This window comes from Aliiroseovarius conchicola (assembly GCF_041403445.1).
Classification (GTDB): Bacteria; Pseudomonadota; Alphaproteobacteria; order Rhodobacterales; family Rhodobacteraceae; genus Aliiroseovarius; species Aliiroseovarius conchicola.
Genome location: NZ_JBGEHL010000008.1, coordinates 62,476 through 82,974, shown reverse-complemented (window position 1 = coordinate 82,974; position 20,499 = coordinate 62,476). Strand labels below are relative to the sequence as shown.

The 20,499-nt window shown below is 56.8% G+C and carries 20 protein-coding genes; 7 read left to right on the top strand and 13 right to left on the bottom strand.

Going from position 1 to position 20,499, the window contains the following annotated elements:
* The 3 genes from V6N04_RS13640 to V6N04_RS13630 are packed head-to-tail and all read right to left on the bottom strand — an operon-like array spanning position 1 to position 3,220.
* Entirely contained in the window at positions 1–1,029 is a 1,029-nt protein-coding gene (locus tag V6N04_RS13640; RefSeq protein ID WP_371170740.1) for a tagatose 1,6-diphosphate aldolase, read from the bottom strand.
* Complete coding sequence (locus tag V6N04_RS13635) at positions 1,026–1,913, bottom strand: PfkB family carbohydrate kinase (RefSeq protein ID WP_371170739.1); 888 nt, start codon at positions 1,911–1,913, stop codon at positions 1,026–1,028. The genes V6N04_RS13640 and V6N04_RS13635 overlap by 4 nt, the downstream gene beginning before the upstream one ends.
* Complete coding sequence (locus V6N04_RS13630; protein WP_371170738.1) at positions 1,910–3,220, bottom strand: cytochrome-c peroxidase; 1,311 nt, start codon at positions 3,218–3,220, stop codon at positions 1,910–1,912. Before V6N04_RS13630 ends, V6N04_RS13635 begins: the two co-directional genes overlap by 4 nt.
* Between V6N04_RS13630 and V6N04_RS13625 the strand changes: the two genes are divergently transcribed.
* Positions 3,221–3,703, top strand: coding sequence for a tetratricopeptide repeat protein (locus V6N04_RS13625; RefSeq protein ID WP_371170737.1), 483 nt, complete (start codon positions 3,221–3,223; stop codon positions 3,701–3,703).
* A 54-nt stretch (positions 3,704–3,757) separates the two neighbouring features.
* Here V6N04_RS13625 and V6N04_RS13620 read toward each other — a convergent pair whose 3' ends face one another.
* The 7 genes from V6N04_RS13620 to V6N04_RS13590 form a co-directional block, all read right to left on the bottom strand.
* Positions 3,758–4,816 carry a TRAP transporter substrate-binding protein gene (locus tag V6N04_RS13620; protein WP_371170736.1) on the bottom strand — a complete coding sequence of 353 codons (1,059 nt, stop codon included), beginning with the start codon at positions 4,814–4,816 and terminating at the stop codon, positions 3,758–3,760.
* A 36-nt stretch (positions 4,817–4,852) separates the two neighbouring features.
* A complete protein-coding gene (locus V6N04_RS13615) occupies positions 4,853–6,349 on the bottom strand; it encodes a TRAP transporter large permease (RefSeq protein ID WP_371170735.1) in 1,497 nt (498 codons plus the stop codon).
* Positions 6,349–6,933, bottom strand: a complete 585-nt coding sequence (locus tag V6N04_RS13610; protein WP_371170734.1) for a TRAP transporter small permease — start codon at positions 6,931–6,933, stop codon at positions 6,349–6,351. Before V6N04_RS13610 ends, V6N04_RS13615 begins: the two co-directional genes overlap by 1 nt.
* Positions 6,934–7,038: 105 nt before the next feature.
* Complete coding sequence (locus V6N04_RS13605) at positions 7,039–7,812, bottom strand: DeoR/GlpR family DNA-binding transcription regulator (protein ID WP_371170733.1); 774 nt, start codon at positions 7,810–7,812, stop codon at positions 7,039–7,041.
* A gap of 88 nt (positions 7,813–7,900) precedes the next feature.
* A complete protein-coding gene (locus V6N04_RS13600; protein WP_371170732.1) occupies positions 7,901–9,013 on the bottom strand; it encodes a Gfo/Idh/MocA family protein in 1,113 nt (370 codons plus the stop codon).
* Positions 9,010–10,065, bottom strand: a complete 1,056-nt coding sequence (locus tag V6N04_RS13595) for a sugar phosphate isomerase/epimerase family protein (protein WP_371170731.1) — start codon at positions 10,063–10,065, stop codon at positions 9,010–9,012. The genes V6N04_RS13600 and V6N04_RS13595 overlap by 4 nt, the downstream gene beginning before the upstream one ends.
* Position 10,066: 1 nt before the next feature.
* The gene (locus V6N04_RS13590) at positions 10,067–11,122 is read right to left on the bottom strand and encodes a LacI family transcriptional regulator (RefSeq protein WP_371170730.1); all 1,056 of its coding nucleotides are present in this window, start codon (positions 11,120–11,122) and stop codon (positions 10,067–10,069) included.
* A 155-nt stretch (positions 11,123–11,277) separates the two neighbouring features.
* Here V6N04_RS13590 and V6N04_RS13585 point away from each other — a divergent pair, with 155 nt between their 5' ends.
* From V6N04_RS13585 to V6N04_RS13560, 6 genes are all read left to right on the top strand, one after another.
* Entirely contained in the window at positions 11,278–12,504 is a 1,227-nt protein-coding gene (locus V6N04_RS13585; protein ID WP_371170729.1) for an ABC transporter substrate-binding protein, read from the top strand.
* A gap of 75 nt (positions 12,505–12,579) precedes the next feature.
* Positions 12,580–13,473 (top strand): carbohydrate ABC transporter permease, encoded by an 894-nt coding sequence (locus tag V6N04_RS13580; protein WP_371170728.1) that lies wholly within the window; start codon positions 12,580–12,582, stop codon positions 13,471–13,473.
* Positions 13,466–14,398: a carbohydrate ABC transporter permease gene (locus V6N04_RS13575; protein WP_371170727.1), complete on the top strand. Its 933-nt coding sequence runs from the start codon at positions 13,466–13,468 to the stop codon at positions 14,396–14,398. The genes V6N04_RS13580 and V6N04_RS13575 overlap by 8 nt, the downstream gene beginning before the upstream one ends.
* A gap of 4 nt (positions 14,399–14,402) precedes the next feature.
* Positions 14,403–15,491 carry an ABC transporter ATP-binding protein gene (locus V6N04_RS13570; RefSeq protein WP_371170726.1) on the top strand — a complete coding sequence of 363 codons (1,089 nt, stop codon included), beginning with the start codon at positions 14,403–14,405 and terminating at the stop codon, positions 15,489–15,491.
* 23 nt (positions 15,492–15,514) lie between these two features.
* Complete coding sequence (locus tag V6N04_RS13565) at positions 15,515–16,258, top strand: sugar phosphate isomerase/epimerase family protein (protein WP_371170725.1); 744 nt, start codon at positions 15,515–15,517, stop codon at positions 16,256–16,258.
* Positions 16,259–16,268: 10 nt separating this feature from the next.
* A complete protein-coding gene (locus V6N04_RS13560; protein ID WP_371170724.1) occupies positions 16,269–17,399 on the top strand; it encodes a Gfo/Idh/MocA family protein in 1,131 nt (376 codons plus the stop codon).
* A gap of 48 nt (positions 17,400–17,447) precedes the next feature.
* Here V6N04_RS13560 and V6N04_RS13555 read toward each other — a convergent pair whose 3' ends face one another.
* The 3 genes from V6N04_RS13555 to xylB are packed head-to-tail and all read right to left on the bottom strand — an operon-like array spanning position 17,448 to position 20,495.
* Positions 17,448–18,065, bottom strand: coding sequence for a nucleoside/nucleotide kinase family protein (locus tag V6N04_RS13555; protein ID WP_371170723.1), 618 nt, complete (start codon positions 18,063–18,065; stop codon positions 17,448–17,450).
* A gap of 8 nt (positions 18,066–18,073) precedes the next feature.
* On the bottom strand, positions 18,074–19,000 hold the full coding sequence (locus tag V6N04_RS13550; RefSeq protein WP_371170722.1) for a carbohydrate kinase family protein: 927 nt from the start codon (positions 18,998–19,000) through the stop codon (positions 18,074–18,076).
* Positions 19,001–19,043: 43 nt separating this feature from the next.
* Positions 19,044–20,495 (bottom strand): xylulokinase, encoded by a 1,452-nt coding sequence (gene xylB, locus V6N04_RS13545; RefSeq protein ID WP_371170721.1) that lies wholly within the window; start codon positions 20,493–20,495, stop codon positions 19,044–19,046.
* Positions 20,496–20,499: the final 4 nt, after the last annotated feature.

The window sequence follows — 20,499 nt, the reverse complement described above, 5'->3', positions numbered from 1 at the left end:
TCAGGCTTGGCCGTAACTGTGTCGGAAACTGGCGTCGGCCGGCGTGAACCGGGCACCGCCGTCCCCATAGCAGGGATGTTTGGCCCAATCGGCTGCTTTCGCATCCGCCAAGGTGCTGATTTGCGACATATAGTCAACAGCCCCACCCTCAAGCTCAGCCTTGATACGCTGCCAATCAGGATAGGCGGAAAACGCATCCAGCCAAATCGCCCGCCCTGCCAAGAACCCCGAGGCGCCAGCGGCGAAAGCGTGTTCCAGTACGCGCGCAAATTCGGGTTTACCCGCACCTGCAGACAGCATGACCCACGGTCGCCCCGCAAGACGACCCATTTCGTCAAAAACGGCCTGAACATCTGACGACCCGTCAGCGTCAGCGGCGTTGACCGGGCTTTCCAGTTTGAAAACATCGACACCATAGTCGGGCTTGGCAAACTCCTCGACCGAGGCCAGAACATCATCGGCTTTTTTGCCCTGCATCTCGACATATTCTTTGGTCTGATGCGCGTCGACCGCCAACGGGTAGACCAGCAGTTCGAACAGGAAAGGAATGTCATGCTTGGCACATTCCTCTCCGATCCGTTTCACATAGTCTTTCTGAGCCGTATTCACTGCATCACCCGCATCCGGGCGATACCAAGCCAGCACCTTTACCGCGTCGCCCCCCATGCGCTTGATTTTAGCCACGGACCAATCGTCGATGTCCGCGCTTAGGCGTCCGTCGGGCGTGTCTTCAAACAGGCTGTCCTCCAATGTCACGATCAAACCTTTTGTCGGCGACAATGTATCGACCGCATAAGGAATTGCATAATGCGGGTCGAGCAGCATAGCAGTACTTTGCGCCTGCAACGTTTCAACCAACAATCCCTTGAAGCGCGCCACCTGATCCCATGGGGCCACGTCCACGCCCAAATGCGCGGCTATCGGCCCTTTGATTGGTGGGCGCTGATCAACTGCCGTCATTTTGAATATGCCGTTCTCATCGGCCATGCGGCGCAATCCCCAGAGCTTGCCCGGGCTAAGCGTTGTCATTTGGTGTTCTCCTTTAGAAAATCGTCAAGCTGGGCGCGGGTCGGCGCACCCGCCCGTCCTCCGCGTGTCATGCATTTCAGGGCCGCCGCTGCGTTTGCTTCGCAGATGGCTGTGTATTCGGTTTTGTTCTGCGCAAGCGCCAATGCAAACACACCGTGCCAGATGTCACCCGCACCGAGTGTGTCGACCGGCGCAATCTCATGGGCTGGAATGTGCTCAACGCCACCCTCTCCGGTGAACCACACGCCATTGGCCCCGTCGGTTACGGCCACCCAGCATCCGTGATCACGCGCGATGTACAAAAGTGCCTGTTCGACCGGTAAGTTAGGGTGGAGAGAGCGCAACCCTTGCATCGACAGCGCAACATGGCTGGCCGCAGACATCAGCGACGGCTCGACCGGTGCTTCGCCATCCAGCACACCCGGCACGCCGCGTGCGCTTGCAAGGTCCAGCGCCGCACGGGCCGCATCGACGCGTCGCGTATCGGTCAGCACGGCGTCAAGCATTCCAATGCTCGCTAACCAACCAGTGTCGAGGATCAACCCCTCGCCCCGGAAATTTACGATCTGCCGCTCACCCTGCGCATCGACATAGACTGATGAGAACGAGCTCCGCGCGTCTTTGGTCCGGGTTACATTTGAGACATCAACCCCCTCGGCCCGCAGATCACCAAGGATCAGATCCCCAATGCTATCATCACCCAGACGTGCACCCAGAACCGCCCGACCACCCAGACGCGCCACAGCGACGGCGGCGTTCGCGGCGCATCCCCCACCGACGATCTCGGCCTCATCTGTGCCAAACTTCTCGGCCCGATTAGGTAAGGCATCCAAATGAAACAGGAAATCGACCACCGCCGCGCCAACACATAAAACTGTGGTCATCGGGGCACCTCCAGTCCGCTCGGAACGGCATCGGGCGCGCCCAATCGGCCTTTGATTGACGCCCCCCCGGTCAGAGAGTGCAGGAACGCCACGAGCACGCCGATCTCTTGCTCTGACAGTGACAGTGGTAAAAGGTCGGTTTGTGACTGCAGCCGTGCCCGCTCGCGCTTGTCATCAAATGGTAGGAAATCGGCAGCCTCAAGCCATGGCACCGATGGCAGCACCGCCATATCGGGTTGCCACCCAGAAAAACCTGCGGCGGGATCAAGGTGATGGCGCACCATTCCTTCAAGCGTCTTGTAGGCACCATTATGGCCATATGGTCCGGTCAGTGCGACATTGCGCAACGAGGGCGTGCGAAAGCGATAAGCATCCTGCAACCGATCTGACGCCCCCATGCGCCCCACATCCCGCACGATTGGGTCCCATTGACGGGTCTTGCCCGGGCCAAAATGCGGCAAGGTCAGTGCGTGGAATTTCTGATCCGTCAAAAGCGGGCCGGAATGGCAAGTGCTGCACCCAGCCCTACCATAGAACAGCTCCATCCCGGCTTTTTGCAGCGGGTCGAGCGCCTGCGCGTCACCCTTCAGATAGGCATCAAAGGGGCTGTCAAAGCTGCGAAACTCGGTGCCCTGAAAGGCGGCCAGAGCGTTGGCGATATGAGTGATCGATATCTCAAGCGGGTTGTTTACATCGTCAAATGCGGTGATGAACTGTTCGGCATAGGCGGGATTGACCCGCACCCGTTTGGCGATGATCGGCCAAACATTGTCGATCCGATCATAGGCCGCCCCCGCGACCTGATTTTCCTTGGGGTCCCCCGCCATCTCGAATTGTGACGTCATGGGAAACAAGGCTTGGGCAGCAAGGATCGAATTCAGCCCCTCGGGCAGCCATTCCTGCGCCGGGCTATCAAACCCGTTGTCATAAATGTCAGAAACCGACAAGCGCCCGTCATGAAACAGCACGTCAATTTCGCGCGCGCCAAGATTCCAAAGCGCAGGTGCATTGCGTGGAATGCGTTTGATGATGCGGCTTGCGCCCTGCCCCGGTTTGCGGTCCGGGCCAAGCCCCTCGCCGCCCTCACCGATCCCAAGGCTCAGCCCGTCCGAACTGCCGTGATTGGGATGATGACAGGTCGCGCAGGCGATGTTGCGGTTGCCAGACAGGATCGGGTCGAAAAACAGAAGTTGGCCAATCTTGGCCTGATCCTCATCGAAAGCGATGAAATCTGCCTCTTGCAAGGGGGCAGGAAGCGGGGTCCCATACGCGGGCGCACACGCGAGCGCCGCAAGTATGGAGACCACATGAAACGCCTGATTTTTGCCGTAGCCCTCTGCCTTCCATTCTCCGCCACTATCGCCATGGCCGAAATTGAGACCGCGCGCGATTTGATGGATGCAAAAGAGTACGAAGCTGCGATGGCCGAACTGTTGCCCGCCGCCCGTTCGGGCAACGCGGAGGCCGAAGAACTGATTGGCGTGATGTACGCGCTTGGGCTTGGAGTTGAGCGTGACGACGTGCGGGCCTTCGAATGGTATCTTCGCGCGTCCCTTAAGGGTCACGCCGGCGCGCAATCGGGTATTGGCTGGTACTACGAAGTCGGTCGCGGCATGCCCGCGCCGGACCTTGTCAGAGCTTACATGTGGTACACTCTTTCTGCGATCGGGGGCGACCCCGATGCGGCCATTTCCCTTGAGGAAGTGGTGAAAAAGATGACGTCCGAACAAATCGAAAAAGCCCATATTCTGGTGGATGACTACCGGGTCTGGCTTTACCCGTTTCGCTGATGCCGCGGGGCCGGGCGGTTCTGCGTCCGGCCCCGCGACTGGTTCATTCAAGGATCAGTTAATGTCCTTGTTGATATCCGCATCAAGCTTGGCTTCCGCATCCGCGACCGAGCTTGTCAGAGCATCAAAGATTTGCTCGCCACCCTGAATGTTTGACTTGAACCAGTCGTAGACCGGCGAGGCTGCTTCTTTGAACGCGGCTTTCTCGTCTGGGGTTGGCACATAAAGATCACCACCACCTGCGACGAAATCTTCGTAGGCTTGGATCGACTTGCGCTTCGGCGAGGCGAAGGTGGCTTGTTGCAACGCTGCAAAACCATCCACGACAACACGTCGCATGTCTTCAGGCAGCGACATGAACTTGGCGTTGTTCATCCACCACAGCGCGCCCATATAGGCGTGCCCGTCCAGCGTCACATATTGCAAACCAGCATCTGGGAATTTCATGCCCATGATGTCCGTGATCCCGTTTTTCGAGCCTTCGACAACGCCAGTCTGGAAGCTTGTGAACAGCTCAGGCCATGGGATTGGTGTGGGCGATGCACCAAGCGCTCTGACAAGCTCTTGCGGCAGATCAGCAACCACCGTGCGGATTTTCAGACCTTCCATGTCGGATGGCGACTGCACCCGGCGTTTGGTGTTGGCAAAGTTGCGCCAGCCGCCGGTGTTCCCGATGGTCATCAGGCGAATGGCATCGCCTGAATCAGCCAATGCCATGTCCCGCATCGTGCGGGTAAAGTCGCCCGATAGAACCTCTTCGGCGATCCGGTCATTGGCCATCAGATATGGCAGGTCAAGTACCTGAACATAAGGGAAAATTCCCGAGGCACCACCCGATGTCGAGATATAGATGTCAATCGATCCATCCGCGACACCCTGAAGGCACTCTGCACCCTTTGAGCACAACTGCGTACCGATGAACAATTCGACTTCGATGGCACCGTTCGAAGCGGCTTCGACATAGTTTTTGAAGACGACAAGACCATCATAGTCTTCGTCATTCTCATTTGAGTTCGCTGTGGCGCGAAGTGTGTAGTCAGCGGCCTGTGCCGCCACAGCGCTTGTAGCCAACATGGCAGCGGCAGACAGCGCCTTTAAGGTAGTGTTGAACATGAGTTCCTCCTCGTTGGTATGTTCATCTTATTGTCTTTATTGGACAAACCCGGTCAGACGCGGGATCGTCATGGAAATGGCGGGGACATAGGTGATCAAGAATATCACAACGACCTCGACCAATAAGAATGGCAGGATGGCGCGTGAAATTGCCTCGACCTTTTCGCCGGACACCGAACTTGCAACAAACAGCACCAGCCCCATGGGGGGCGTGGCAAGCCCCACGGTCAAGTTCACGCTCATGATGATTGCGAAATGGACCGGATGGACGCCCAGATCGACGAAGATCGGCCCCAAAATCGGCCCCAGAATGATAATCGCCGGACCTGCATCCAAAAACATACCAACCACGAAAAGCAGCATGTTTATGAGGAACAGCAAGACCAGTGGGTTGTCCGATAGGCCAAGAATAAATCCGGCCATCGTCTCGGGCGCATGGGACAGGCTGACGACCGTTTTGAACGCGACCGCTGCCCCGACCAGCAACAACACCGTCGAGCTGGATAGCGCCGCACGCATCAAGATGCCCGGTAGGTCCGACAACGACATCGAGCGCAGGATGAAGAACGCCACGATCAATGCATAGGCGACGGCCACGGCGCTGGCCTCGGTTGGTGTGAACACACCAACCAGAATACCGCCCAGAATGATGATTGGTGTCTGTAGCGGCGCGACCGCCTTTTTGCAGATGACGCGGAAATCGGGCGAGACCTTGCCACGCAGCCCCACCAGCATGAAATGCGCGATGGGCAGGAAAACAAGGAACACCAGCCAATTGTTGGCCCCGATCTCAACCCCGTTCAGACGTAGCAACGCCGCCACCCCGGAATAAAGCGCCAGCAAAATGCCCGCGAAATTGATCCGAAGAAGCACAAAGCTGACCTTGTCTTCGACCGGTGAAATTGTCTGGTCCGGCGTTACGATCCGTTCTGCCTTTGGAAGGTCGTAGCGGTCGGCCATCAGGCGCACGACCACCATCAAACCGATCCCGACCAAAATGCCCGGTACAATACCTGCAAGGAACAACGCAGCAACGCTTTCGCCCATGACATAGGCATAGATGATCATGATGCCCGAAGGCGGAATGATCGGGCCAATGACCGAACTTGCCGCCGTCACAGCCGCCGCAAATTTGCGAGAGTAACCGTTCTTTTCCATCGCGGGGATCAGTGTTGATCCAAGCGCCGACGTATCCGCCACCGCCGAGCCGGAAAGCCCCGCAAACAGGATCGAACTGAGGATATTCACATGCGCCAAACCGCCCCGGAAATGCCCCATCAGGGCTTGGCTAAACTCGACCAAACGGGTCGTAATGCCACCGCGGTTCATCAATTCACCTGCAAGGACAAAGAACGGCAATGCCATCAGGGGAAAGCTGTCTACTCCGTTGTAAACATTTCGATAAAGCAATGCGATGTCGCGCTCCTGCCCGTTCAGCCACAAAAGAAGGCCGGGTGACAAAAGCAGCGCAAAGAAGACCGGCAGGCCGACCATCAGCAAGATCAGAAACAGAGGAAGAAAGAGCGCAAGCATCAGTCGGCCTCCATCGCAATGGGAAGCGCATCGTCGCTAGGCTGGACGGCATCGGGATCCGTCAGCGATATGATGGTCCGCAAGATCAGTTCGACAGTCACGAATATCAGCAAGATGACGCAAACGAACAGTGACAGGTACATGTAACGAAGCTTGACCTTGACGGTCTCTAGCCCCACCCATTCAAGCGGAACACGCAAGGAAGAGCTGTCAAATCGGCCACCGAACCCAAACGTGTGTCCGTAGGCGTGCCCAACTGCGACGACCAAGACAATCAGCGATAAGATCAATAAGAAGAGGGTGAGCAAAAGCCCACTTTTTCGTGGCAGCGCCGAGGGCAACATGTCAATCGCGACAAACCCGTTCCAGCGCATCGCCGATGGCGCCATGAGACCGGCCATCCACAACATCAGGAAGCGTGCAGCCTCGTCCGGCCAAGCAAGCGCGTTGTTGAGGACGTAGCGAAAGACCACTTGGGTCAGGATCACCACGACCATCAAGGCCAGCGCCATCCAAGCGATATTGCGGCCAAGGCGCAGCAACAGAGTGTTGAACCAGGCCAAGGGCCGAAGCAGTGTCAGCATTGGTTTTCCACTCCCATTTGTCGTTTGGCCCCGAATCCTTTGCGCGAATTTCAATTCGTTTTTTTCGATTGCTCCACGAAACGAACCCTTTCGTCAAGGATTCGCTTAACCGGCGGCCACGACCCGCACGCCTGCGTCCTGACACAACGTACCGAGCGCAGATGGGCAACTCGCGTCGGTGACCAACGTTCCCACCTGTGAGATATGGCCAAAGCACACGGGTGCGAGGCGCCCGAATTTTGATCCGTCGGCTGCAAGGATCACGTTTCGGGCGCTTTGAATGATCGCCCTACTGACCCCACTTTCATGCAGATCATAATCCAACAAAGCACCCGTTACCTCGATCGCCGCGGCACCGACAACACTGATATCAGCGCGAAAGTTGCGAATGAACTCGATCGCGGGTTCGCCAAAAATCGCACCGTCAGACCCACGCACAACGCCAGCCGGGACCATAACCTCAACACCGACATATTCCCTTAAAATATTGGCCAGATAGACCGAATCCACAACAACTTTCAATCCAACATGATGGACCAAATGTCGTGCGACCTCGGCAGTTGTCGTGCCACCGTTAAGGATGATGCTGCTGTTGTTTGGTATCTCGGCAGCGACCGCGCGTCCGATAGCTGCCTTCTCGTCGCGCAGGATCGCGCGCCGCACATCAAAGCCTGCATACTCGGTGCCAGCCGACAGAGTTGCGCCACCGTGAAACCGGATAATCTGATTATCTTCGGCAAGCGCGCTTAGGTCCTTTCGAACTGTCTGCGGTGTCGTCCCAAGCATGTCCGCCAGATCATCAACAAGCGCACGCCCATCTTTTTTCAGAAGGCGCAGAATTTCCGCCTGCCGCGCTTTGGTTTTAGCTCCGGATCTCATGTCGCCCCCAGTTTCGATATATTCGATATTAGGACCGAAATGAAAGCAATTGGCAAGCTTTCGAAAATTTGTGGTGCCGAACGGGCAGTCAGCCCCGCCTGATCCATGCGCCGTTTTGTGCGTTTGATCGCTGAGCCGCGTTAATGAACCACATTCCGTCCAGCCCGTCTTGCAAGTTGGGTAACAGCGGATTGCTGTGTCCGGTCGAAATGACATCTGCGATATCATCGTAAAGCGTCGCGAACCCCTCAAGATACCCCTCTGGGTGCCCCGGTGGAATGCGAGTCCATTCGGGCCCGGTTCCTGCACCGCCACGCGTCAAAATTTGTTTGGGCTCGCCATAGCGCGTAACGCTCATCTGGTTGGGGTTTTCCTGCGCCCACTCAAGGCCGCCTTTGTCACCATAGACACGTAACCGCAGCCCATTTTCACAACCAACCGCAACCTGACTTGCCCAGAGCATCCCACGCGCGCCGCCTTCGTAGCGCAGAAGGATATGCGCATTGTCATCCACCTGCCGACCGGGACCGAAGCTGTGCAACTCCGCGCACAGCGCCTCGGCTGTCAGACCGGTTACGAAAGAGGCAAGGTTAAAGGCATGGGTGCCAATATCTCCAATGGCGCCTGCACCAGATTTCGTCGGATCGGTACGCCAGCTTGCCTGCTTGTGCCCGTCATCTTCAAGCGCTTCGGTCAACCAGTCCTGGGCATACTCTGCCTGTACCAGCCGAATGACGCCCAAATCACCGCGCGCAATCATCGCGCGGGCCTGCCGCATTAATGGATAGCCTGTGTAGTTATGGGTCAGGAAAAATTTGGCCTGACTTTCCGCGGCCGCCGCCTTGATCGCGGCCGCTTCAGCCGCGCTGGCCGCCAACGGCTTGTCGCAAATGACGTGGATTCCCGCATTCAAAAAGGCCACGGCTGGATCTGCATGCATATGGTTCGGCGTGACAATCGCGACTGCATCGATGCCGTCATCGCGCGCAGCTTCCGCACGGGCCATATCGTCGTAAAGGGTATAGGAACGGTCTGGCGCAATGCCCAGTTCTGCAGCGCTTGCCGCCGCGCGCGCGGGATCAGACGACAACGCACCTGCGACCAGATCGAACCGTCCGTCGATGCGCGCGGCGATCCTGTGTACAGCACCGATAAAGGCGCCCTGCCCGCCCCCGACCATGCCAAGCTTCAACCGCGTCATAGACCCAGCATCCCTTTGATCATCGCTTCATCGCGTTCTCCGCCCGCGAAATCGTCAAAAGCCTTATCCGTCACTTCGATCAAATGGCGTTCAATGAAAGGTGCGCCTTCGGCAGCGCCTTGTTCGGGTGATTTGATGCAGCATTCCCACTCCAACACCGCCCAGCTGTCATAGCCATACTGCGTGAGTTTTGAGAAGATGCCCGCAAAATCCACCTGCCCGTCCCCCAAAGACCGGAACCGTCCCGCGCGGTTTGTCCAGCCTTGGTAACCAGAGTAAACCCCCTGCCGGCCATCGGGGTTAAACTCGGCATCCTTAACGTGAAACGCGTTGATACGGTCATGGTAGAGGTCGATGAAAGCAAGGTAATCAAGCTGCTGCAAAAGGAAATGGCTGGGATCGTAGTTTATCATCGCCGCCTCGTGCCCACCGCAAGCATCGACGAACATCTCAAATGTCGCCCCGTCGAATACATCCTCGCCGGGGTGAATCTCATAACCGATATCCTGACCGTGATCTGCATAGTGGTTCAGGATTGGCGTCCAGCGCCGGCCGAGTTCGGCAAAGGCTTCTTCAATCAGGCCTTCGGGGCGTTGCGGCCAAGGATAAAGGAACGGAAAAGCAAGCGACCCCGTGAAACTCACCGTGTGCTTCAAGCCCAGTTTTTGGCTGGCCACGGCGGCCTTCATCATCTGATCCACAGCCCACGCCTGACGTCTGGTGGGATTGCCGCGACAATCTTCGGGCGCGAAGGCGTCAAAAGCCACATCGTACGCTGGGTTCACAGCGACAAGCTGGCCTTGAAGGTGCGTTGACAGCTCGGTGATCTCGACCCCGGCGTCAGCACATATCCCCTGGATCTCGTCGCAATATGTTTGGCTTTCAGCCGCTTTTTGAAGGTCGAACAGCCGGGGATCAAAGGTGGGAATTTGTACACCCTTGTACCCCAAACTCGCAGCCCATTTCGTTATGTTCTCCAACGAATTAAACGGCGCCTCATCACCCGCGAACTGTGCCAGAAACAGCGCCGGGCCTTTGATCAGAGTGGTCACGTTAGCTCTCCTGTATACTTATTGGTTCATCCCGGGATACGAATTCCGTCGGCACTTCGAGGAACTGCATCGGAGGCGCTTCAGGGTTCTGCACCGCTTGGATGGCAGCCTTGGCCAGAAATGCACCTGTTGCTTCGACATTCTCGCGCACGACGATGATTTCGGGGCGAATGAATTTCAGCATCGGCAGCGCCTCTTTTGCTACAACATCAAACTCGCGACCAACCTGCCGACCGCCGTGTTCCATACCGGCGACCACGGCCATGGTCGCATTCGTCGACGCGCATATGAATCCATCGATAGACGGATCCTCCTGCACTTTTGCAATGGCCCATTCTCGCAGCTCCTGATGATAGCCGTCGCTGTGCACCTGCTGGGCAACGTGAAGCTGCACCTGATGATCCATGGCCGCCTTGCGTGCGCCCTCGACCATATCGCGTGCATAGTTTTGCGATAATGGTGGTGCGACAAGAACAAAATTGCGGCGTCCGCGGCGCACCATTTCCGCTATCCCAAACTCGGAATAGGCCGCGTTGTCAAAGTCGTAATAGGGGTGTTGATCCGCCCATTTTGTACGTCCGTGCGCGGCAAACGGAAATCCGCGCTCCATCATATATTGTGCACGCGGATCTTCGGACTGGACTTGATTGAATATTATGCAATCAGCGGTCTGATTTTCGACGATATAGCGTACGGCGACCATAGGATCATCGTCCGGAAAAATCGGCGAAACATTCAGGTGAAATTGCGTCCCACGCAACCCCAGCCCAACCGACGTCAAAAGCCGCGCGGTTTGGGTCATCATCTCGCGTTCTGCGGACATGACCAAGCTGATCACATTGGTCCGCCCCGTGCGCAAACGTACGCCTGCACGATTCGGGACGTACCCAAGTTCGTCCGCAATTTGGCGGATTTTCTTCTTGGTCGCCTCGCTGATATCAGGCGCATCTGCCAGTGCGCGCGACACGGTTGGAACCGCCATTCCGCTTTTCTGCGATATGGTCTTCAGCGTGGGTTTTTTGTCCCCAATTTTCGTTATTCTACCGCGACTTGACATGAACTCTCGCTATCGCTCTGGCCTATTCATCCCCATGGATTAAGCCGACAATCCGCTATCAAAGCGGTCCGTCCCTTATTCGAAGAAACATGTTGCAATGTCAATCTAAAACGTTATAGGTCGATCTACAACGATTTAGACGGGAGGTATGAATCTTGAAACTCAAAACCGCATTATTGTCGGCCGTAGCGGCTGTTAGCGCTAGCGCAGCACATTCCGCCGATCTGGAAGTCATGCATTGGTGGACATCCGGTGGCGAAGCTGCTGCCGTTGCCGAATTCGCCGAAGCTTTCGATGCCACTGGCAACAAGTGGGTCGACGCCGCCATCGCTGGCGGCGAAAACGCCCGCGCAGTCATGGTTAGCCGTATCACCGGTGGCGACCCTATGGGGGCATTCCAATTCAATCATGGCCGACAAGCCGAAGAGCTGATCGAAGCAGGTCTTTTGCGCGACATCACTGACATTGCCGAGGCCGAAGGCTGGCTCGATCTGGTGAACCCGCCCACGCTTCTTGCATCCTGTACCGTTGATGGCCGCGTCTACTGTGCGCCGGTTAACATCCACTCATGGCAATGGCTGTGGGTTAGCCACCAAGCCTTCGCGGATGCCGGTGTCGATGTTCCGACCAATTGGGCCGAATTTTCCGCCGCGTCAGAGGCACTCGAAGGTGCCGGGAAAATTCCACTGGCCATGGGTCAGCAGGGCTGGCAACAATCAGGCGCTTTCAACGTGATGATGGCTTCGTTGCTGCCCAGCGAGGTCTTCCTGAGTGTCTATGGCGACAAGAACACTGACGTCGCAGGCGGAGAAGCCGTTGCAACAGTGTTTGATGCAGCCGCCAAGGCCCGCGACATGGCGGCCAAATCTACAGTTCAAAACTGGAACGATGCAACGAACCTTGTGATCACCGGCCAAGCGGGCGGTCAGATCATGGGGGACTGGGCGCAGGGTGAGTTTGCCGTGGCCGAAGCGGTCGCAGGTACGGACTACAGCTGCCTACCCGGACTGGGCACCAACCCACGCTTGTCAACCGGTGGCGATGCATTCTATTTCCCGGTTCTTCAGGACGAGGGCCTGGCAGAGGCCCAAGCTGAATTGGCGGCGCTGCTGCTGAAGCCAGCTGTCCAAGTGGACTTCAACCTGGCCAAAGGGTCGCTCCCTGTTCGTGGCGACATTGACCTGTCGGCGGCGAACGACTGTATGCAGAAGGGCCTAGCGCTTCTGGCTGAGGGCGCGCTGCTACCGGACGTCAATATGCTGGCCACTCCGGACACTGTGAACCAGATCAACACGCTGTTCACCGAGTTCTTTGCCGACACTTCAATTTCGGCAGCTGACGCGCAGGCTCAGTTCGTGGACATCATCGCGAACGCCGAGTGATTGCGAAAAATCAAAACACCGGCCCGCTTTCGGCGGGCTGGTGAACTAGGCCTGATTTGGCGAGGGGGATGAATCATGGCGTCAGAGCGCCCGAACCAGCTTTTCCGAAACATGAATGCGAAGGTGTCTGCGATCCCAATGATCGTCACCGCGCTCTTCGTATTCGTTGGAGGAACTGCCTGGACCATTGTCTACAGCTTCACAAAATCAGGCCTGCTGCCGCGGATGCAATGGGTCGGGCTCGACCAATACGAGCGGCTTTGGGGGACCAAGCGCTGGATTGTGGCGATTGAGAACCTTGCGATTTACGGGCTGTCCATGCTGATCCTCGTCTTTGTGATCGGCTTCATTCTGGCGGCCCTCATCGACCAAAAAATTAGGTTCGAGAACACGGTCCGAACTGTCATCCTTTATCCCTATGCAATGAGCTTTGTGGTGACGGGATTGGTTTGGCAATGGATCCTGAACCCCGAGTTCGGCATCCAGAACATAATGCGCGGCCTTGGTTGGGAAAGCTTCACATTCGATCCACTCTACAATGCAAAAATCGCGATTTTCGGCGTCCTGATTGCAGGGCTTTGGCAAGGTAGCGGGCTGGTTATGGTCCTGATGCTGGCTGGATTGCGGGGCATCGATCAGGAAGTTTGGAAAGCCACTCGAGTGGACGGCATCCCTTCGTGGAAAGCTTACATATTCGTCGTGATACCGATGATGCGCCCGGTCTTTATCACAACTTTGGTGTTGGTCGTGACAGGTATCGTGAAAGTCTTCGACCTGATCGTCGCGCAGACCGGTGGCGGTCCGGGGATCGCGACCGAAGTGCCCGCTAAATATGTCTATGACATGATGTTCAGGAACAACAATCTTGGCCAAGGCTTTGCGGCATCCACCATGATGCTTGTCACAGTCGCGCTTATCGTTGTGCCCTGGGCAATTCTTGAATTCGGGGGGAAGAAGAACAATGGCTGACATGCAGACAAACACCGCTGCAACGCCGGGCGTCGAACCCCGAGACGACAGCCCACGCGGCCCGAAGCCTCGCCGAGCTTTTTCGCGAAACAACGTGTTCCTCTACGGAACGTTGTTCGTGGTGGCCATCTACTATGCCATTCCGCTTTACGTGATGATTGTGACGTCGCTGAAGGGCCTACCTGAAATCCGGTTAGGCAATATCTTTGCGCCCCCTTTGGAGGTGACGTTCGAGCCGTGGGTAAAAGCTTGGAGCGAAGCTTGCACCGGCTTGAATTGTAACGGTCTTAGCGGTTATTTCTGGAACTCCGTTCAGATCACGATCCCGTCGGTGATCCTATCGATCATCATCGCAAGCGTGAACGGATATGCATTGGCAAACTGGCGATTCAAAGGGGCCAATCTCTTCTTCGCCATCCTGATTTTCGGCGCGTTCATCCCCTACCAGGTTATGCTCTACCCGATTGTTATCATGCTGAGGGAGCTGGGGCTCTACGGAGACCTTACAGGTCTGGTAATCGTACATACGATCTTCGGAATGCCCATTCTAACGCTGCTGTTTCGCAACTACTTCGCGTCGCTTCCTGAGGAACTTTTCAAGGCTGCGCGAGTCGACGGGGCAGGATTTTGGGGCATCTATTTCCGGGTTCTTCTACCCATGTCGTTGCCGATTTTCACTGTTGCAGTGATCCTTCAGGTCACGGGCATCTGGAACGACTTCTTGTTTGGGGTCGTCTACACCGGCCCTGAATCCTATCCGATGACCGTGGCTCTCAACAACATCGTCAACACAACGCAGGGCGTGACCGAATACAACGTCAACATGGCGGCGACGATCATCACTGCCCTCGTTCCCCTCACGATCTACTTCGTGTCTGGCAAACTCTTTGTGCGCGGCATCGCGGCCGGCGCTGTGAAAGGTTGACCCTATGAATACCAACGCTCATTCCGTCGAAATCCGCGACCTGGATCTTCATTTTGGAGAGGTCAAAGTTCTGCAGCAATTGAACCTTGATATCCATGAAGGTGAGTTTCTTGTGCTGCTTGGATCGTCCGGCTGTGGGAAATCCACCCTTTTGAACTGCATCGCCGGTTTGTTGGACATCACGGATGGTCAGATTTTCATCAAGGGTCAGAACGTCACCTGGAAAGAGCCATCAGAACGCGGCATCGGCATGGTGTTTCAGTCATACGCTCTCTATCCGCAAATGACGGTCGAGGGGAACCTGTCTTTCGGTCTGAAGAATGCGCGCCTTCCGAAAGACGAAATCAAGAAGCGAGTGGCGCGTGCCGCTGATGTGCTCCAAATCGGGCCACTGCTGAACCGCAAGCCTGGCGCTCTTTCCGGTGGGCAACGTCAACGGGTTGCCATCGGGCGTGCGCTGGTGCGCGATGTTGATGTGTTTCTGTTCGATGAGCCCCTATCAAACCTCGACGCGAAACTTCGTACCGACCTTCGGGTAGAATTGAAGCGTCTGCATCAACAGCTTCAGAACACAATGATCTACGTGACCCATGATCAAATCGAAGCGATGACGCTGGCCGACCGGATTGCGATCATGAAGGGCGGCAAGATCATGCAGCTGGGCAGCCCGGACGAGATCTATAACCGCCCACAGAACATCTATGTTGCAGGCTTCATCGGCAGCCCAGCGATGAACATGATCGAGGGCACACTAGATGCAGGAAGGTTCGTAGCAGATGGCCTGTCCTTGCCCCTGGATGGATATGCTTTCCAAGACGCGCCGCGTGATGGCAGCTCTGTTGTTATTGGCATGCGGCCCGAGCACATATTGACCGAAGACGCGGTCGACAGCGCGGCAAGTCAAGCCGAGATTGAGGTGCAGCTGGTTGAAAAACTAGGCTCAGACACGTTGGTTCACGCCAGCATGGGCACCCATCCGATGCGCATCCGCATGGATGGCCTAAGCGGCGTCAAGCAAGGCGACCGGCTGCGGATTGGGTTCGATACTTCTCGTGCCTCGCTATTTGACATGAAAACGGAAACGCGTCTGTAACGACGCGCATGAAAGGAACAATCATGCCCGCAATTTCCTACCAGCTTTACGGATCGCGCAACTGGCCTCTGTCGGACACGCTAACCATGTTGCGCAACACCGGATATACCGAGGTCGAAGGCTACGGTGCGCTGTTTGCGCAAGCGCCATCACTCACGGATGACCTTGCGTCGGCGGGGCTGGCAATGCCGACACTGCATTATGGCCTGGCAGAAATTGAAGCCGACCCAGATGCGGTGATCGCGTTGGCGCGTGCCTTGGGGGCGCAAGCTGTTTTCGCGCCCTATCTGGATGCGCCGGACCGCCCAACAGACCATGCAGGCTGGCAGGACTTCGCGGACCGTCTGGTGACCGCCGGCAAGCCCCTGCAAGATGCGGGGCTGGTCTTTGGCTGGCACAACCACGATTTCGAATTGGTCGACCTTGGGGATGGGACGACACCTTTGGATATCATCGCAAAGGCCTCGCCTGACCTGAAGTTAGAGCTTGATTTGGGTTGGGTGGCGCGCGCGGGCATGGACCCTGTTCAGGCGATCCAGACCTATGGCTCGCAGATACACACGGCCCATATCAAAGACCTTGCCGAACAGGGCGCATGTCTTGATGAAGATGGCTGGGCCGATGTAGGTCATGGGGTTATGGATTGGGCCGCCATCCATGCGGCCTTAAAAGCCGCTGGCGTGCAGCGATATGTCATCGAACATGACAACCCCAACGACCACCAGCGGTTTGCGGTGCGATCACTGGCCACTGCGCTTTCATTCTAAGGACTGACACATGAATACTCTTGGCGTTGGCATCATTGGGTGCGGCAACATTTCTGCGGCGTATCTGAAACTTGCCCCTTTGTTTAAGGGGTTCAAAATTCTGGCGGTGGCAGACATCAACCCCGAGGCCGCCCGAGCACGGGCTGATGAATTTGGCGTGCGCGCCGAAACAGTCGAAGACCTGCTGGCGGCCGTTGACATCTCGATCATCGTGAACCTGACCATCCCTGAAGCACATTATGACCTCACCAAACGCATCCTTGAGGCTGGCAAGCACGCCTATTCCGAAAAACCGTTGGTCCTGACGCTTGAGCAAGGTAAAGCCTTGCACACCTTAGCCGAGGCCAAGGGGCTGCGCGTGGGTTCCGCGCCGGATACGTTTCTGGGTGGCGCCCATCAGCAAGCCCGTGCGGCGATTGATGCGGGCCAGATAGGTCGTGTAATTGGCGGCACTTGCCATATCATGTCGCGGGGCATGGAGCATTGGCATCCCAACCCGGATTTCTTCTTTCAACCCGGCGCTGGCCCTGTGCTGGATATCGGGCCTTACTACGTCACCAATCTGATCCAGTTGATCGGCCCGGTGAAAGCCGTCTCGGCCATGACTGCCACCAGCTTCCCGACCCGTCGAATTTCCAACGGCCCACGTAACGGAGAGGACATTCCCGTCAACACCCCCACCAACATTCATGCCCTGCTGGAGTTTGAAAACGGTGCGATCGTGACGCTTGGCGCAAGTTGGGATGTCTGGACGCATGACCACCCCAATATGGAGCTTTATGGCACCGAAGGTACGATGCAGTTGCCCGACCCCAACTTTTTCGGCGGTGATGTAATGGTGTCAAAACAGAACGAAGACTTTGCAAAGCTCCCGGCATCGAACCACCCGTTAGGCATCCCAAACGAGGGCCACGGCGAGGTGCAACAGGCCAACTACCGTACTGCGGGCCTTGCCGACTTGGTACAAGCCATCGCTGAAGGACGCGCGCACCGATGCGGCCTAGACCTGGCTGTCCATGCTGTAGATGTCATGACCTCGATACTCGCATCAGGAGAACAGAGAGCTTGGGTTGAAACGACCACCACATGCGCACGACCCGCTCCTCTGCTGGAAATGGACGCAAGAGGGTTGTTGCTCTAAGAGTTTCTTGTCTCAGTTAGGCAGCCTGCTAGCCGCCATGCGGGCCAATTAATCTCGCATCTGGACGATGAAATCAGCCGTCCGCGATGTGCCCGTTACCAAGTCGACGTTCCGCATGTCGTTCCCCAGCGCGCGGGTGCGGGCGTTGGATTCCGACAGACCATGGTTGATCCAGCGTTGTATTAGCCGCGCCTCGAGGTCTTTACGCGGGACATCCAGATAAACTGTCAGATCAAAAAGTGAGCCAAGGTCGGTCCAAGGCGGCGAGTCAAGGAGTAGGTAGTTCCCCTCAATCACGACGATGTTCGAGCTTTCATCGATTCGCCCGGCGTTAGGCACGGTACGGTCTGCGCCACGATCAAAGGTTGGATAGGTCAATACCGGTTCTGTACGTAGCGAACGCACGAGCGCGACAAAAGCGTCAGCATCAAAGGTTTCTGGCGCGCCCTTGCGCTCCAACAAACCTCGTCGCTCTAGCACTGGATTATCCAAGTGATACCCGTCCATGGGCAACACCGCAGCCGAGTGACCTAGTTTTTTAACCAATGTCTCGGCCAGTGTCGATTTCCCAGATCCCGGCGCGCCTGCAACAGCAACCAAAACCCGGGCACGGCTATCAGCGCGGTCTCTGATCTCGCCAATCAGCGCGTCGATTGAGGCTATCACCACCCCACTCACAACTCGTCGGCCCACGGCGGATTGGCACCGGCGCGCGACACCGTCACTGCTGCAACTTTGGCACCGAAGGAGAGCGCTTCGCGTAACTCGTCAGGACCAAGGGCCGCCAGCTTTTCTTTGGACAACAACCCTTTTTCAGACAACTTTGCCATGACGCCCGCGTTAAACGTGTCACCCGCACCAACAGTATCGGCAATCTGGACGCGTTGGGCGGGTACGTCGACCGCGACACCGCCACGAAGATAGCCCGTCGCACCCTCGCCGCCTCGCGTTACAATGACCAGTGCGGGCCCTTTTTGCAAAAGTGCTTCGGCTTTCTGCGCCAGTGAAAGTGGTGTCCCCAGAATCCAATTCAAATCCTCGTCGGATACCTTCAGGACGTCCGTGTGCGCGATCAGGGCCTCCAGTCGGGCGCGGTATCGGGCCTCATCGGCAATGAAACCCGCGCGGATGTTCGGGTCAACGATGACGGCGCGTTCCCGGGCGTGGCGTTTTGCCAGCGCCAGATAGGCCTCGGCCCCCGGTTCGCAGGCCAGGCTGATCCCACCAAAATACAGCGCAGATACATCGTCGCCCAATGGCGGCATATCACTGTCCGCAAGCATCCGTCCGGCCGAATTTTCATCATAGAACGTATAGCTCGCATGCCCGCCAACCAGTTTGACGAACGCAAGCGTGGTTGGGCGGTCACTGTTTATCACAAGGCGCGTGTCAACATGACTTGCGGCCAGCGCATCTGTAAGTTGACGCCCAAACATATCATTCGAAAGCCCGGTCAACATGCCCGTGCGCACACCCAATCGACCCAGCGCAATGGCCGTATTGAAAACCGCACCGCCGCAATGAGGAACAAACCCCTCTTGTCCCAAATTTGTCGCCTCTGGAATCATGTCAATCAACGCTTCACCACAGCACAGGATCATTCGCATCTACCTTTTGTGTTTGTTGTGTCTTGGCATGCCAACCTCATTGGATCGACTTTATGGCCGGATAAGCTTGTCGAAAACCCTCGTATGCATCGTCAAAAACCGTGGTCAGGTCAAAGCGTGGCACGATGATCTCTTTTTGTATAGGCGGATGCATCACATCCTTCGGGCAAGCGTCATTAGCTGCAACAATAGCGAGCCGCGCTGCACCAAGGGCCGCGCCATAGTCGCCGCCCTCTGGCATTGAAAGACGTAAATCCAGAAGAGTGGCGATAAGCTGCGTCCAGTAGCGGGACGCCGCGCCGCCTCCCACGATGTGCAACTCCTCAAGTCCGGAGCCCGCAGTTTTCATCGTCTCAGCACAGTCGCGCAAACCAAAGGCGACCCCTTCCAACACCGCGCGCGTAAGCTCGGCAAGTGTTGTATCTGTCCCAAGCCCAGTGAATGCGCCACGGATATGTGGGTCGTTATGCGGGGTGCGTTCACCCGAAAGGTAGGGAAGAAATCGCACTGTTCCGGGTGGTCGCAACTCGTCGCCCAGCGCATTTGAAAGTGCCGCTGGGGTCTGTCCGCAGATCCGCGACAGCCAATTCAAGGCATCTGTTGCCGACAGCATCACCCCCATTTGATACCAGCGATCAGGCACCGCGTGACAGAATGTATGCACAGCGGTTTCTGGCATTGGATTGCAGCGATCTCTTGCCAGCAAAAGAACACCAGAAGTCCCCAGTGATACAAACCCCTGCCCTTCAGACACCGCGCCGATGCCACACGCGGCAGCGGCATTGTCCGCTGCTCCGCCCGCGACGACCACGGGTCCGGTGAGCCCCCATTCCGACGCCAACTCGTTACGGAGATGTCCGGCAACCTCGCACCCCTCCACCAATCGGGGCATCTGATTAGGGACCATTTGGCCCGCAGCGAGCAACGTCTCGGACCAGTCTCGCTGGCCGACATCCAGCCAACCGGTACCGGCACTGTCCGATACATCAGATACGTATTCGCCCGTCAGATACGAATTGAGATATCCTGCGGGCAGCAGGACCTTCGCAATGCGGCTATAGTTCGTGGGTTCGTGATTGCGCATCCACTCGAGTTTCGGTGCGGTAAAGCCAGGAAAGGAGATATTGCCCGAAATCGCTCGTACGGCTGGCATCGCATCAAGGCGCGCAGCTTCGTTATGGCTACGTGTATCGTTCCACATAATGCAGGGACGGATCGGAGTGGCGTCCGCATCAAGCAGAACGGCACCGTGCATATGACCCGACACCCCGATCCCTTTGACCTTGGAAAATTCTGGATAGATCTTGCGCAGATTGCCTACGGCATCCTTTAACGCAACGATCCAATCATCTGGATCTTGCTCAGACCATCCCGGTTTGGGTTGGGCCGTTGCATACCGATGTTCGACCGACCCAATCGGTGCCCCTGTCGCATCAACAAGCAAGGCACGCAGCCCCGAGGTGCCCAAGTCTATGCCCAAAAAGGCCATATGA

Bases quoted from the DNA above. Each gene is read 5' to 3' on its own strand.
- V6N04_RS13560 (WP_371170724.1), top strand. From the start codon at position 16,269: ATGAATACTCTTGGCGTTGGCATCATTGGGTGCGGCAACATTTCTGCG.
- V6N04_RS13570 (WP_371170726.1), top strand. From the start codon at position 14,403: ATGAATACCAACGCTCATTCCGTCGAAATCCGCGACCTGGATCTTCAT.
- V6N04_RS13605 (WP_371170733.1), bottom strand. From the start codon at position 7,812: ATGAGATCCGGAGCTAAAACCAAAGCGCGGCAGGCGGAAATTCTGCGC.
- V6N04_RS13615 (WP_371170735.1), bottom strand. From the start codon at position 6,349: ATGCTTGCGCTCTTTCTTCCTCTGTTTCTGATCTTGCTGATGGTCGGC.
- V6N04_RS13620 (WP_371170736.1), bottom strand. From the start codon at position 4,816: ATGTTCAACACTACCTTAAAGGCGCTGTCTGCCGCTGCCATGTTGGCT.
- V6N04_RS13590 (WP_371170730.1), bottom strand. From the start codon at position 11,122: ATGTCAAGTCGCGGTAGAATAACGAAAATTGGGGACAAAAAACCCACG.
- xylB (WP_371170721.1), bottom strand. From the start codon at position 20,495: ATGGCCTTTTTGGGCATAGACTTGGGCACCTCGGGGCTGCGTGCCTTG.
- V6N04_RS13600 (WP_371170732.1), bottom strand. From the start codon at position 9,013: ATGACGCGGTTGAAGCTTGGCATGGTCGGGGGCGGGCAGGGCGCCTTT.
- V6N04_RS13580 (WP_371170728.1), top strand. From the start codon at position 12,580: ATGGCGTCAGAGCGCCCGAACCAGCTTTTCCGAAACATGAATGCGAAG.
- V6N04_RS13640 (WP_371170740.1), bottom strand. From the start codon at position 1,029: ATGACAACGCTTAGCCCGGGCAAGCTCTGGGGATTGCGCCGCATGGCC.
- V6N04_RS13575 (WP_371170727.1), top strand. From the start codon at position 13,466: ATGGCTGACATGCAGACAAACACCGCTGCAACGCCGGGCGTCGAACCC.
- V6N04_RS13625 (WP_371170737.1), top strand. From the start codon at position 3,221: ATGAAACGCCTGATTTTTGCCGTAGCCCTCTGCCTTCCATTCTCCGCC.
- V6N04_RS13565 (WP_371170725.1), top strand. From the start codon at position 15,515: ATGCCCGCAATTTCCTACCAGCTTTACGGATCGCGCAACTGGCCTCTG.
- V6N04_RS13550 (WP_371170722.1), bottom strand. From the start codon at position 19,000: ATGATCCTGTGCTGTGGTGAAGCGTTGATTGACATGATTCCAGAGGCG.
- V6N04_RS13635 (WP_371170739.1), bottom strand. From the start codon at position 1,913: ATGACCACAGTTTTATGTGTTGGCGCGGCGGTGGTCGATTTCCTGTTT.
- V6N04_RS13610 (WP_371170734.1), bottom strand. From the start codon at position 6,933: ATGCTGACACTGCTTCGGCCCTTGGCCTGGTTCAACACTCTGTTGCTG.